We start from the raw sequence: 13391 nt of genomic DNA on the forward strand, positions 1-13391 counted from the left end.
CAGCGTTAAAGTTTAGGCGTTCTTCAGGGTGTGAGCGATGCTCGAGGAGAGCAGGTCAGCTCGCATAGCCTGGGCAACCTCCGGTTCGGAGAGTACGTGCGGCAGGCGAACAACGGGCTCATCCAGCACACCCTGCCAGGAAAGAATTTCCTTGGCGGCAACGCAACCGGGGGCACGGCCCATGGTTGCTCGGACAATCGGAGTCAGTTCCAGGTGAAGACGCTGCGCCTCCACCAGGTCCTGTGCAACGACAGCATCAATCAGGGCACGGAAGAGTGCGGGTGCCACGTGCGCAGTCACCGAGACGAGGCCGACGGCACCCATTGCCATCCAGGGAAGGGTCAGTCCGTCGTCGCCGCTGTAGTAGTGCAGGTCGGTGGTTGCCATGACCTCGGTTGCGGCACCGAAGTCTGCCTTGGCGTCTTTCACCGCTACAATACTATCAATTTCTGCAAGGCGACGGTAGGTTTCGGGTGCGATGGGGATGCCCGCACGACCCGGAATATCGTAAAGCATGACGGGGGTCTCAGTTGCCTGCGCAACGGTCGCAAAATGGGCGTAGACACCCGGCTGAGTCGGCTTGTTGTAGTACGGGGTTACGACCAGCAGGCCATCCACACCAACCTTTTCGGCACGGTGCGCCAGCTCAATGGTGTGCGCGGTGTCGTTCGAACCAACACCGGCAATAATCTTCGCGCGAGAACCGACGGTGTCCTTCACAATCTGGAAGACGCGCTCGTTCTCGTCATCGGTCATGGTGGAGTATTCACCGGTGGTACCGCAGACCACCAGGCCGTCGTGGCCGTTCTCCACAAGGTAGTTCGCCAGGTCTGCGACCTGCTTTTCATCAACGGAGCCGTCCTTCGCGAAGGGGGTCACCATTGCGGTCAGGAGGCGACCGAAGACAGGCTCAACAAAAGTACCGGGGTTCGAAAGGTTCTCAGACATATGTCCAGAGTACGCCCGAAATGCAGATTTTTGCTATAGGACGCATAAGTTTTCATGCGTGTTCTACTATTCGGACTCTTTCAAACCCGCGGTACTTCCGCGAGAGCCTATGAAACCGGGCACACAGCCTCGGCGTTATCAGCCTCATACCGAAACTAAATGCGGTACCGGCTACGGACTGCCAAGGACAGCGCCTACCGCATACCCTTCGCTGCACCGCCCGAACGCAACGCCCACGCATTACGCATCGCCGCGCGGGCACGCTTGCGCTCACCACCGGCATCGTACATGCACGCCAGGTTGAACCACGCCTTCCAGTTCTCGGGGTCCTGCTCAACCGCCGCCGCGAAGCCCTCAAACTCCACCGCCGCAGCCTCACGATCCACGCGACCCGCAGGGGTGCGAGGCAGGGTATCCTCCGCCAGTTCGTCTGAAGCCGCCAGCTCCTGAGCCATACGCTGAATACGAGCGCCGAAAAGCACCTCACGCACCAGCGCCCACGCACCCAGAATCGGAAGCAGGATCATACCCGCACCAAGAACAATGCCCGCCACAGAGCCGGAGGTCAGCATCACGAACCCCTGCTGCGCAATATGCACCAGGTACAGGGTCAGCAGCGCGCAGGTCAGCGCCGCGAAGGTCTTACCGAATCCGCCCGCATCCACCGTCACGAAGACGGCACTAAAAATCAGCACGCCCAGAATAGAGGCACGCGCCGTCAGCGGCAGCGGAAGAATCAGCACGGTCAGAACCATCAGCACGCATGCGCAGACGGTCCACAGGCGCAGCGACGTCCACCAGGGGCTAGGAGCCTCGGAAGATACCTGCGAGTTCTCGGGTGAAGTCTGTTCAGACATAACGCTCCCCTACGACAAATCCATGTAGGCGTCCAAGCCCACGCTCAAACCCGGATGCGCCGCCACCTCACGCACGCCCAGCAACACGCCGGGCATGAAGGAGGCACGGTCAAAGGAATCGTGACGAATCACCAGCTGCTGACCGGGGTCACCCAGCAGAATCTCCTGATGCGCCACCATGCCGCGCAGACGCACCGCGTGCACGTGAATATCGTCAATCACGGCGCCGCGCGAACCCAAAGGGTCGGAGGTGGTGGCGTCCGGGCTTGCACCCACGCCAGCCTCCGCGCGGGCGGCGGCAACCTTGCGGGCGGTGTGCACGGCGGTGCCGGAGGGGGCATCCACCTTGTTCGGGTGGTGAATCTCGATGATTTCTACCGACTCGAAGTAGCGTGCCGCCTTCGCCGCGAACTCGGTTGCCAGGATCGAACCAATCGCAAAGTTCGGGGCGATGAGCACACCCACCTCGGGGTGCTCCGCCAGCAGCTCGCGCAGGGAGTCAAGACGCTCGGGGGTCCAGCCGGTCGTACCCACCACAGCGTGCATGCCGTGCTCCACCGCAAAGCGCACATTCGCCTCGCTGGATTCGGGAACGGTCAGGTCAATCACAATCTCTGCACCGGCATCGACCAGCTCCTGCAGGTCGTCGCCGCGGCCCAGCGCCGCCACCAGGTCCATGTCTGCGGAGGTGTTGACGGCGCGCACCGCCTCGGAACCCATGCGGCCCGCGGCACCGAGTACCGCTACCTTCCAGATTTTTTCGTCAACCTCGTGGGTCATGATTCTCTCCTCCGTAACTTGTTAGCACCCCGACGATGGGGCAGACGCTGTGACGTACAGCCTCTATTATCCCCCGTGTGGGCGCGGCGCACGCCATCGCACACACGCTATGAGATACGCTGCGGAACCTTAGCGGCATAAAAGCGAAGTAATCTGACCGTCATACAAGCCGTTTAATACGTTATCTATAGGTAGCGAACATATAATTAGGAAGTATTTCTTTATTTTCCATCCTACGGAGTGCTTTGACAGTATGAAGTCCCTCTTTACCACCTCCGTGCGTCCAGATGAGGCTAACCGGCGTTATATTCTGCCGGGTCTGGACGGCCTGCGAGCAATCGCTGTGCTCCTCGTGATGGTGTACCATTTCTGGCCCACCGTACTACCCGGCGGCATGATTGGCGTGGATATCTTCTTCGTCATCTCCGGCTTCCTGATTACCTCTCTGCTTCTGCGGGAGGGTGCGCTCACCGGCAAGATTGCCCTGGGCAGCTTCTGGATTCGCCGTGCCCGCCGACTGCTTCCCGCCATTACCCTGCTGATTCTGGTCCTCGGCCCGGTCAGCCTGCTCATTGGCGGCGATATTCAGGTGAACCTGGGCCGTCAGCTTGCCGGTGCGGCAACCTTCTCATCCAACTGGATCTCCATTTTTGCCGGTAACGACTACTTCGCGCAGACCTCCCCGGAGCTCTTCACGAACTTCTGGTCGCTGGCGGTGGAAGAACAGTTCTATGTGGTCTGGCCGCTGCTGATTGTTGCTGCTGGCCTGCTGCTGCGCCGCCGCTGGCGTCGTTTTAGCGTGGTCATGGTGCTGGGCATTATTGCGTCACTGAGCGTTGCTACCGCTCTTCTGATGTCCGGCGCGCCCATCAGCCGCGTCTACTACGGCACCGACACGCACCTCTACGGCCTGCTCCTCGGCGCCTTGCTGGCGTTCGCGCGCCCCTGGTCGCTGTACCCGCCGCTGCAGCAGTCCGTACTGTACCGCGTAGCCCAGCCCTTCGGTCTGGTCGCGTTCGCCCGCGTCATGATTAGCTGGTTGTCCCTGTTCGCGCTGATTCCCTACGCGATTCTGGTTCCCGAGTCGGCACCCGGCGCGATTCCCTGGGGTCTGTTCGGCGCCTCCCTGCTGGCGCTGGGCGTGATTCAGGGTATGCTCCCCGATATGCTCGCTGGTGCCTCCGAGATGCTGCGCCGCCTGCTGAACTTCGCTCCCCTGCGCTGGGTGGGCGAACGTTCCTATGGCCTGTACCTGTGGCACTGGCCGCTTGCCGTGGTCATGCACTACCTGCTGGGTGCGGACCGTTCCCCGCTGGTGAACGTGGGTGTTCTGGTGGCGACCTTCGCCATTGCGGAGATGTCGTACCGCTGGGTTGAGACCCCGATCCGCCGCTACGGTTTCCGCGGTAGCGCTAACCGTGCGGTGGCGGCTTTCCAGTCCTCTCGCACCAAGTTCCTGCCGGTTTCGGTGGCTCTTGCCGCTGTTGTGGCGGCTGCTTCGACCGGTCTGGCGGTACACACCGCTCCGGCGATGACCACCGCCCAGCAGTCCGTTGAGGACGGCAAGCGTGCCGCCGCTGAGCGTCTGAAGGCACGCCAGGAGGCGCAGGCTGCGAGCGCATCTGCAAGCCCGAGCGCTGCGGGCAAGGACGCGAAGGCTTCGGCAAGCCCCTCGGCGTCGAAGGCTGCAACCGGTTCGGTGAACTCTTCGCAGGTGACCATTGTGGGTGACTCCATTGTGGTGGCGGTATCCCCCGAGCTGTACGACAAGATGCCCGAAGCAACTATTGACGCGCAGGAAGCACGCACCATTGCCAAGGCCCTGCCGATTATTAAATCCATGGGTGCCAACGGCCAGATTCGTAAGACCTTCGTGCTGTCGGTGACCGCAAACTCGACCATTCTGGACGGTCAGCTCGACGAGGTTCTGGCGGCTATGCCTGCCGATTCTAAGCTGGTGCTGGTCACCGGTTACGGTCCACGCAACCTGACCTGGATTGACTACTCGAACGGTAAGATTCGTGAGTTTGCGGCTCAGCATTCTGATCGTGTGATTATTGCGGATTGGAACTCTACGATCCGCCAGGCTCTGCAGACTCAGAGCGGTCTGCTCGCTTCCGACGGCGTTCACCCGGAAGCTGCCGGTCAGGAGCTCTACGCCCAGGTGCTGATGGAAGCTATTGCCAAGGCGCAGAAATAATAACGCGCAGAAGTAACGCGCTGAGGTAACTCTCAGTGGTAACTTTTCGGGTTCTGCCGCTCATGCTGAGCGTCAAGAGCATGGGCGGCAGAGCACCCGGAAGCGCTTCTTGGAGGCATCTCTTTGATAGGTGCCGATACATACAAAATGCCCGTTCCCTCCCCCTCAGATGGGGTGTGGGAACGGGCATTCTATGCCTTATCAGCGTTGTGCGTTAGGGATGTTCAGGGGTTAGCGCACGATGGTGGTAATCATCTGCTGCTCACCCAGGTACGCCGCCAGGTCGCGGACCTCTTCCAGGGAGACCGCGCGAATCTTCTCCAGCAGCTCGTCGGTGCTGGTGAACAGACCGGAATCCAGCTCGGCACGGCCCAGGCGGGACATACGCGAGCCCGAGTCTTCGCTACCGAGCACGGTGGAGCCAGCCAGCTGGCCGCGGACCTTCGTCAGCTCCTCCTCGGTAATACCGGCGGTGGCGAGCTTATCGAACTCGTAGCCCATGACCTCGCGCACCTGCTCGGTCTTGGCGGGCAGGCAGCCCGCATACATGCCGAAGTAGCCTGCATCCGAGTATGCACCGGAGAACGCGAAGGTGCTGTAGGCGAGGCCGCGCTTCTCGCGAATTTCCTGGAACAGGCGCGAGGACATGCCCGCACCGAACGCGCTGGTCAGCACGCTCATCGCGTAGCGGCGGTCGTCACCGGCGATAATGCTCGGGCAGCCCATCACAATGTTGGTCTGTTCGAAGCCCTTCTCCACCTCACGCAGCTCGCTCAGCGGAACGATGCCGCTATCAGTGCGTACGCGACGCGGTGCCGGTGCCACGCCCTCCTGCAGGTTCCAGCCGTAGCGGGTCAGCGCCTCCAGCACGAGGCGGACCATGGTACTGTGCTCCAGCGAACCGGCAGCAGAGATGACCAGGCGGTCCGGGGTGTAGTAGCGCTTGTAGTGCTCCCACACGGCGTCACGCGGCACCTCAGTAATCTCCTGCGGGGTACCGCCAATGGGGCGGCCCAACGGGTTCTCACCCATGAGCTGCTCCACGAAGTTCTCAAAAGCAACGTCGGTCGGGTCGTCCTGGTCCATGGCGATCTCTTCGAGGATCACGCCGCGTTCCTGCTCCAGGTGAGCCGGGTCCAGCAGGGCGTTGGTGACCATATCGGTGATGACGTCCACCGCCATGGGTGCGTCATCGTCGAGCACACGCGCGTAGTAGCAGGTGTGCTCTTTAGCGGTCAGGGCGTTGGATTCGCCGCCTACCGCGTCGAAGGAGGATGCGATGTCCAGGGCGGTTCGGGTGCCGGTGCCTTTGAACAGCAGGTGCTCCAGGAAGTGGGTGGAGCCGAGCATGCCGGGGGCTTCGTCGCGGGAGCCGACTCCCACCCAGAATCCGATGGATACGCCGCGGGTACCGGGCATTTTTTCGGTAATCACGCGTACGCCACCGGGCAGGATGGAGCGGCGCACCTCGTTACCGCCTACACCCTCGTAGATGAGGCGGCCGTGCTCGTAGTTGAGCTCTTCGGCGATGGCCTCAAGCTCGACGGGCAGGGAAATAGACATAGAGAGAAGAACCTTTCAACAGGTACGTCTGAAGGTAAGCATTCCCGCCCCACTACCTGTAGGCAGTCCCACAGTTGGTGGGGCGGGTGAGCATCAAAAGATGCAGGGCAAGCACAGCGAAGGGGCGCCCGGTGCATCCGGCGGGGAATGAACCGCACCGGGTGCGCCGAACGCCCCTCATCACTTAGCGGGGGTTACGACTACTCGTCGTCGCCACCCTCAACGACCGGTGCCAGCGAGAGCTTGCCGCGGTCATCAATCTTGGTGATCTCCACCTGGACCTTCTGGCCCACGGAGACAACGTCCTCAGCGTCAACAACGCGCTTGCCGCCGTTGAGCTTACGCATCTCGGAGATGTGCAGCAGGCCGTCCTTACCGGGGGTCAGCGAGATGAACGCACCGAAGTCGGTCACCTTCACCACGGTACCCAGGTAGCGTTCGCCCACCTCGGGAACCTGCGGGTTAGCGATAGCGTTCACTGCCGCACGGGCAGCCTCGGCGGAGGGGCCGTCAGCTGCGCCAATGTACACGGTGCCGTCGTCCTCAATGGAGATGTCTGCGCCGGTGTCTTCCTGAATCTGGTTGATCATCTTACCCTTGGGGCCGATGACCTCACCGATCTTGGCAACCGGGATCTTCACGGAAATAATGCGCGGTGCGAACTCGCTCATCTCGTCCGGCGCGTCAATCGCACTGACGAGCACCTCGAGGATGTGCAGGCGAGCCTCACGTGCCTGGGTCAGCGCGCCAGCGAGCACGGATGCGGGGATACCGTCGAGCTTGGTGTCCAGCTGGATAGCGGTCACGAACTCGGAGGTACCTGCCACCTTGAAGTCCATATCGCCCAGTGCGTCTTCCGCCCCGAGGATGTCGGTCAGGGCTGCGTAGCGGGTCTCGCCGTCAACCTCGTCAGAGACCAGGCCCATTGCAATACCTGCAACGGGTGCGCGCAGCGGCACACCGGCGTTCAGCAGGGACAGGGTCGATGCGCAGACCGAGCCCATGGAGGTCGAGCCGTTGGAGCCCAGAGCCTCGGAGACCTGACGGATTGCGTAGGGGAACTCTTCGCGAGAGGGCAGCACCGGGGTGATTGCGCGCTCTGCGAGTGCACCGTGGCCGATTTCGCGGCGCTTGGGCGAACCCACGCGGCCGGTCTCACCGGTGGAGTACGGCGGGAAGTTGTAGTGGTGGATGTAGCGCTTGGACTTGACCGGGTGCAGGGAGTCCAGCTGCTGCTCCATCTTGAGCATGTTCAGGGTGGTGATACCCATGATCTGGGTTTCGCCGCGCTCGAAGAGAGCGGAACCGTGAACGCGGGGCAGGATTTCAACCTCAGCGGTGAGCTGGCGGATGTCGGTCAGGCCGCGGCCGTCAATACGGACCTGCTCGGTGAGGATGCGCTGGCGAACCACGTGCTTGGTCAGGGCAGCGAATGCCACGGAGACCTCGTTGGAGCGCTCTTCGAATTCCTTACCTTCGCCGGTGAGAGCTTCCATGAGCTCTTCCTGCAGCTCAGCTGCTGCGGCTTCGCGCTCCTGCTTGCCAGCGATGGAGTACACCTCTGCCAGGCGGTCTGCTGCGAATGCCTCAACTGCTGCGTCGACGTCTTCGCCGTGGCCGCCGAAGAAGGGCAGTTCCAGGGCGGGCTTGCCTGCGCGAGCCACCAGGTCAGCCTGTGCCTTGCACAGTGCTGCGATGAAGGGCTTAGCTGCTTCCAGGCCCTCTGCGACGATCTCTTCGGTGGGGGCGGTCTGGCCGTCTTCCTTGATGAGCTTCCAGGAGTTGTCGGTTGCTTCTGCTTCAACCATCATGATGGCGACGTCTTCGGTACCGTCAGCCTTGGTGACGATACGACCTGCAACAGCCATGTCGAACACAGCGTTTTCCAACTGGGAGTACTTGGGGAAGCAGACCCACTGGCCGTCAATCAGTGCCATGCGCACGCCACCGATGGGGCCGTTGAACGGCGCACCGGACAGGGAGGTCGATGCGGATGCAGCGTTGATTGCGAAGGTGTTGTAGATTTCGTCCGGCTCGTAGGTCAGGACGGTCACAACGACCTGCACCTCGTTGCGGATGCCCTTGGTGAAGGCGGGGCGCAGCGGGCGGTCAATCAGGCGGGCTGCCAGGATTGCTTCGGTGCTGGGGCGGCCTTCGCGGCGGAAGTACGATGCGGGGATCTTGCCGCCTGCGTACATGCGCTCTTCCACGTCCACGGTCAGCGGGAAGAAGTCGAAGCCCTCACGGGGAGACTTGCCGATTGCGGTTGCGGAGAGCAGGGTGGTCTCGTCATCGATGGTGACGAGGACGGAGCCAGCAGCCTGCTTTGCGAGGCGGCCGGTTTCAAAGCGCACGTGGCGCTTACCGTGAATGCCGTTGTCGATTTCGACTTCAGCAAACTTGATTTCGGGACCTTCCACGGTTCCTTCTTTCTTCTTGGCAGGCCGTACGGCGCACGAGTCGGCCTTCGATAGGAAACCACGGCACCGCTCCCCTACTTATACCCGACTTTTATCGGCGAGATTGTGGGGTGGTGTTGTTCCGTAATTCGCTACCGAGGACCGCGGCGTGTGTGCCGGCACGGCCCGTATTCTTTCTTTCAGGTGAGGCGGCATCTTCTCACTCGGCGTTGGAATCTAGCGAGCGGAAGATGCGCCCCTCAACGCGGCAGTACGGACGCGCTGGCGCTACCCGCCTCCGTGTTGGAGGGTTGGTAGTGCTGACAGCACGTCCGCACACACCGCCTAAAGGCGATTAATCACCACAAAAGCGTCAAGACGCTCCTGTTTTATCGGCGCAGACCCAGGCGCTCGATCAGCGAACGGTAACGCTCGATGTCGACGCTCTTCAGGTAGCCGAGCATGTTGCGGCGACGACCAACAAGGATCATCAGGCCACGACGGGAGTGGTGATCGTGCTTGTGGAACTTCAGGTGCTCGGTCAGGTCGGCGATACGACGAGACAGAACTGCAATCTGAACCTCGGGCGAACCGGTGTCGCCCTCGTGGGTTGCGTATTCCTTGATGATTGCCTGCTTGACAGCGGGATCCAGTGCCACTTTTAACTCCTAGAGTTAGTACCGCATACGTCCCGTACGGACGGTTGCCGTCGGGTGGTGGGCTTACGCCCTGTAAATACACGTCGTCTACTGCGGACTGCAGACGCGTTCTTCCCATTCTACGCTACCGGGGCGCTTTCGTGGAAGGGTGAGCAGAAGCCCGGCGACAGGTAGCTCATCACACTACCGGTCGCTGGGCTTCACAGCCGGGTTCTCACGCCGGGCTCTACGTTTATTCAGAGGGCTCTACGTTTATTCGATGTTTACGCTTCAGCGCGAGCGCGCACAACCACGAGGCGGTAGTAGACCAGCAAGAACAGGCACCAGATTGCGCCCATTACCAGCGCCAGCTGGGTATCGGTGAAGCAGCCGAAGAGCACCACGATAAAGATCATGAACGCCAACGCCAGGTAGCTCAGCCACAGGGGCTGGCGTACCGGCTGCGCCTCGGTATCGGCGCCGCTGCGCTTGAAGGCAATGTGCGCCAGCAGAATCATGACCCACACGAATACGGTCGCGAAGGTCGCCAGGGAAGCGACCACCTCGAACGCGTTCTCGAAGAGCACGTTCACAATCACGCCGACCGCCATGACCAGCACCATGATGAGGGTGGTCATCCAGGGCGCACCGTTCTTCGTAACCTTCGCAAAGGACGCCGGTGCCAGGTTCTGCTTCGCCAGGCCGTACATCATGCGGCCGGCACCGTACACGTCCGCGTTTAGCGCAGAGATAGCGGCGGTAATGATGACCACGTTCAGAATCGAAGCGGCAGCCGGAATGCCCAGACCCTCAAAGATCTGCACGAACGGCGAGTTCGCCTTGGTCACCGAGTACCAGGGGTACAGGGACATGATGACCGACAGGGTCAGAATGTAGAAGATGAGGATGCGGAACGGCACCGTGCGAATCGCCTTGGGAATCGAGGTGCGAGGGTCCTTCGCCTCACCGGCGGCAATACCGATGTTCTCAATACCACCGAAGGCAAACATCACCACGGTAAAGCAGGCGAGGAAGCCGGTAAAACCGTTCGCGAAGAAGCCGCCTTCAAGAGCCCAGAGGTTCGTAACCGAGGGCGCCACGGAGTCGTGTGCCTGCACGCCCACGAAGAGCAGAACCACGCCGCCAACGATCATGGCGATAATGGCGCTGACCTTCACGAGGGTGAACCAGAATTCGGTTTCACCGAACGCCTTGACCTTCGCCAGGTTAATGGCGAGCAGAATCAGCAGAACCGAGACAATCCAGATCCAGGAGGGGCTGTTCGGGAACCAGAACTTCATGTACACGGCAAAGGCGGTGACGTCCGCAATGGCGACCAGCGCCATCTCCAGGGCGTAGGTCCAGCCGGTCACAAAACCAGCCCAGCGTCCGAGGTAGCGGGTCGCGTATTCGGAGAACGCTCCGGAGACCGGGTGCGCCAGGGCGAGTTCGCCCATTGCGCGCATCACCATGAACACTGCCGCGCCGCCAATAACGTAGGCAAGTAGCACGGAGGGGCCCGCCAGCTGAATGGCGGATGCCGAGCCGTAGAACAGACCGGTGCCGATGGCGGAGCCGAGGGCGATGAACATGATGTGACGCAGGGAGAGTCCACGCGCTAGCTGCGGGCTCTCGGAGGTAGCCTCAGCTACGCCCTGCTGTACCGGGGATGAGTCCGGAGTGGTATTCATCTTCTTCTTTTCCTTTACCTCGTGGGGTGTACCCGCCGGTGGCGGGGAAACGTATCGGGCGGTGCCGCAGCTCAGCAGGTGGCTGAGAGCGGTACCGGTTGATTCACTCCCCATCGAGTGATGGGGCGATGCGCAGAAAGTGTTGCCTTCGCGCATCGCCCCGGCGCATCCCCACCCAGCCTGCACGGTGGGAGGGAACGCAAAAGACGGCGGGAAGGCAACGTTGCCTTTCCGCCGTCTTTTTCGTCAAAGACTACTTCTGTCGCTTACGTCCAATGACGATAGAGCACAGAGCGGTTGCAGCAGTCACAGTGTAGACTGCAGGCCACGCGCCAAGCTTCTTGGCGAGCGGATGAGCGGCGCCGAACGCGCCGAGGTAGACAGCGGTGAGGAAGGTGGCACGGCCTGCGCCAGCCTTACGCTTCCAATTCTTGTAAGCCACGGCACCGCACAGTGCCAGGATAGCGCCACCGAGCGGGCGGATGCCGGTGCTAGATGCAACCTTGTAGCCACCGAGCAGACCGGTGACGGAGGCGAGAGTCGGGCAGAACTTCACGACGTACTCCTCTGTGAGATCGGACAGTTTCCTCATTCATAGTACTCCACGACACACAGAATGTATATTCACCACGGTTAATATTTCTGCGTTTCTTACGGACCGGGTACATCAAAGTGCCTAATCAGAAAAAGACTGGGGTACAAAAACCAGTACAAAAAGACCGGCATAAAAGGACCGGGGCGCAAAGAGCGGGGCGCAAACCCGTCAGGTTCACGCCCCGGCACTTGCCGCATGCGAGCTCACTTCGTGCCGCATGCTCTAGAACTTTAGAGAGCCAGCTCCAGCGCCTCCAGCTGCGCTTCGGTCCACAGCTCAGCAGCCAGCTGCAGCGCGTAACGAGCCGAACGAGGAGCCACAACATCCACGGAGAGGTGGAAGTCCTGGTCGGCCTCCGGGCCGCACAGATCAGACACGCAACGCACTCCGATAAACGGAATCTCGTAGTTGTGGCAGACCTGTGCAATCGCGGTGGTCTCCATGTCGGTGCTGATGGCGCCCTCGAATGCCTCGCGGGTGTCCTTCACGTTGTGAGCGGTCACGAAGGAGTTACCCGCCAGCATCTGGCCGCGGCGCACCTCCCACACGCTCTCAGCCTGCTCACGCACCGGCTCCAGTGCGGCGAGCGCATGCTCCAGAGCATCCTGCCACTCATCCGCCTGACCGTCGTAGCTTTCGGGCATGCCCGGAACCTGACCGCGCGCGTAACCGAACGCGGTCGCGTCGGCGTCAGTGTAGGTGTAGTTCTCGCCAATCAGCACGTCGCCCACGTTAATGCCGCGAGCCAAACCGCCGGCGGTACCTGCGCTGATGACGCCCAGGCAGTTCGAGGAGTAGCTGATCGCCTCGGTGACGGCGCTCGCCGCGTTCACCAGACCAATCTTGGAGCGAACCAGCAGCAGCGGAACCTGGTCCTCGCCCACCTGCAGGTAACGCGGGTGGAATACCGCCGCACCCTCGGTGAAGGAGGGCTGCAGCTCCTCGGTCACCTTCAGGAAGGGTGCGAGCTCCTCATCCATAGCCACCTGAATGATGATGGCGTTGGACATGCCGTCCATCAGCTCAAACATGCTGTTGAATGCCTCAGCCGGGTCGAAAGCGTTCGGGTCAAAGTCCACCGGGTTGAAGGCGGATGCGAAAGCATCAGGGATCTGTGCGCTCATTACGCCATCACCTGAGCCCACTCATCGCGTGCCGCGAGGAACTCGCGAGCCGCAGCCTGCGCACCTTCGAGGGTGTGGTTGGCACCCCAACCGCACTGCACCTCGTTCGCTGCCGGAACCTCGGTCGCGTTGAGGATATCGTTGAGGGTTGCTTCCAGGATGGGGAAGAAATCCTCGGGCTCCAGGCCCAGGGTCAGCGCGTAGAAACCGGTCTGGCAGCCCATCGGGGAGAAGTCAATCAGACGGTCGGTGTGGTTGCGCATGTGCTCGGCGCTCAGGTGCTCGATGGAGTGCACGGTCGGCATTTCCAGGTGCGCGGTGTTCGGCTGGGTGAAGCGGATATCGTACTTGATGAGGGTGTCGCCACCGGGCAGGATCTTGCGGTCTGCGATACGCACGTAGGGTGCTGCTACGGCGCGGTGGTCGAGGTTGAAGGATTCGACGTTCATTTTTTCCATGACTCTATCTTCTCTTAAAACGAGGACGACTAAAACAGGGGTGCCTCACGGGAGGCGCAGGACATCAAGGCGTGCGGCGCGGGTTGTTTCTTCGGAGGCGCAGGCGGTCAGGCGCGAAGAAGGTGCCCGCTTTTGCCC

At 61.4% G+C, this 13391-nt stretch carries 11 protein-coding genes; 1 reads left to right on the forward strand and 10 read right to left on the reverse strand.

All coding sequences use genetic code 11. The features are described from left to right. Positions 1-12: 12 nt before the first annotated feature. The 3 genes from dapA to dapB form a co-directional block, all read right to left on the reverse strand. Positions 13-948: a 4-hydroxy-tetrahydrodipicolinate synthase gene (gene dapA, locus HMPREF2605_RS04825; protein ID WP_005507895.1), complete on the reverse strand. Its 936-nt coding sequence runs from the start codon at positions 946-948 to the stop codon at positions 13-15. A 194-nt stretch (positions 949-1142) separates the two neighbouring features. Then, a complete protein-coding gene (locus HMPREF2605_RS04830; RefSeq protein ID WP_070847180.1) occupies positions 1143-1805 on the reverse strand; it encodes a tetratricopeptide repeat protein in 663 nt (220 codons plus the stop codon). 9 nt (positions 1806-1814) lie between these two features. Next, positions 1815-2585, reverse strand: a complete 771-nt coding sequence (dapB, locus tag HMPREF2605_RS04835; protein WP_070847182.1) for a 4-hydroxy-tetrahydrodipicolinate reductase — start codon at positions 2583-2585, stop codon at positions 1815-1817. Positions 2586-2838: 253 nt separating this feature from the next. Here dapB and HMPREF2605_RS04840 point away from each other — a divergent pair, with 253 nt between their 5' ends. After that, complete coding sequence (locus HMPREF2605_RS04840) at positions 2839-4785, forward strand: acyltransferase family protein (protein ID WP_070847184.1); 1947 nt, start codon at positions 2839-2841, stop codon at positions 4783-4785. A gap of 231 nt (positions 4786-5016) precedes the next feature. Here HMPREF2605_RS04840 and HMPREF2605_RS04845 read toward each other — a convergent pair whose 3' ends face one another. The 7 genes from HMPREF2605_RS04845 to HMPREF2605_RS04875 form a co-directional block, all read right to left on the reverse strand. Further along, a complete protein-coding gene (locus HMPREF2605_RS04845) occupies positions 5017-6348 on the reverse strand; it encodes a M16 family metallopeptidase (protein WP_070678502.1) in 1332 nt (443 codons plus the stop codon). Positions 6349-6548: 200 nt separating this feature from the next. Next, complete coding sequence (locus HMPREF2605_RS04850) at positions 6549-8768, reverse strand: polyribonucleotide nucleotidyltransferase (RefSeq protein ID WP_005507901.1); 2220 nt, start codon at positions 8766-8768, stop codon at positions 6549-6551. A gap of 368 nt (positions 8769-9136) precedes the next feature. Further along, the gene (gene rpsO / locus HMPREF2605_RS04855; RefSeq protein ID WP_005507098.1) at positions 9137-9406 is read right to left on the reverse strand and encodes a 30S ribosomal protein S15; all 270 of its coding nucleotides are present in this window, start codon (positions 9404-9406) and stop codon (positions 9137-9139) included. Positions 9407-9669: 263 nt separating this feature from the next. Beyond that, positions 9670-11076, reverse strand: coding sequence for an amino acid permease (locus HMPREF2605_RS04860; RefSeq protein WP_070847185.1), 1407 nt, complete (start codon positions 11074-11076; stop codon positions 9670-9672). Positions 11077-11329: 253 nt separating this feature from the next. Next, positions 11330-11668: a hypothetical protein gene (locus tag HMPREF2605_RS04865; protein WP_049344379.1), complete on the reverse strand. Its 339-nt coding sequence runs from the start codon at positions 11666-11668 to the stop codon at positions 11330-11332. 233 nt (positions 11669-11901) lie between these two features. Beyond that, positions 11902-12795 (reverse strand): 5'-methylthioadenosine/S-adenosylhomocysteine nucleosidase, encoded by an 894-nt coding sequence (gene mtnN, locus HMPREF2605_RS04870; RefSeq protein ID WP_049341700.1) that lies wholly within the window; start codon positions 12793-12795, stop codon positions 11902-11904. Beyond that, the gene (locus tag HMPREF2605_RS04875; RefSeq protein WP_049341699.1) at positions 12795-13253 is read right to left on the reverse strand and encodes an S-ribosylhomocysteine lyase; all 459 of its coding nucleotides are present in this window, start codon (positions 13251-13253) and stop codon (positions 12795-12797) included. Before HMPREF2605_RS04875 ends, mtnN begins: the two co-directional genes overlap by 1 nt. Positions 13254-13391: the final 138 nt, after the last annotated feature.

The sequence above is a fragment of the Rothia sp. HMSC065C03 genome (assembly GCF_001837295.1).
Classification (GTDB): domain Bacteria; phylum Actinomycetota; class Actinomycetes; order Actinomycetales; family Micrococcaceae; genus Rothia.

What these genes read in the sequence shown, in the direction of transcription:
- HMPREF2605_RS04840 (WP_070847184.1), top strand. Translation starts at nt 2,839, where the DNA reads ATGAAGTCCCTCTTTACCACCTCCGTGCGTCCAGATGAGGCTAACCGG.
- dapA (WP_005507895.1), bottom strand. Translation starts at nt 948, where the DNA reads ATGTCTGAGAACCTTTCGAACCCCGGTACTTTTGTTGAGCCTGTCTTC.
- HMPREF2605_RS04845 (WP_070678502.1), bottom strand. Translation starts at nt 6,348, where the DNA reads ATGTCTATTTCCCTGCCCGTCGAGCTTGAGGCCATCGCCGAAGAGCTC.
- mtnN (WP_049341700.1), bottom strand. Translation starts at nt 12,795, where the DNA reads ATGAGCGCACAGATCCCTGATGCTTTCGCATCCGCCTTCAACCCGGTG.
- dapB (WP_070847182.1), bottom strand. Translation starts at nt 2,585, where the DNA reads ATGACCCACGAGGTTGACGAAAAAATCTGGAAGGTAGCGGTACTCGGT.
- HMPREF2605_RS04830 (WP_070847180.1), bottom strand. Translation starts at nt 1,805, where the DNA reads ATGTCTGAACAGACTTCACCCGAGAACTCGCAGGTATCTTCCGAGGCT.
- HMPREF2605_RS04875 (WP_049341699.1), bottom strand. Translation starts at nt 13,253, where the DNA reads ATGGAAAAAATGAACGTCGAATCCTTCAACCTCGACCACCGCGCCGTA.
- HMPREF2605_RS04860 (WP_070847185.1), bottom strand. Translation starts at nt 11,076, where the DNA reads ATGAATACCACTCCGGACTCATCCCCGGTACAGCAGGGCGTAGCTGAG.
- HMPREF2605_RS04865 (WP_049344379.1), bottom strand. Translation starts at nt 11,668, where the DNA reads ATGAGGAAACTGTCCGATCTCACAGAGGAGTACGTCGTGAAGTTCTGC.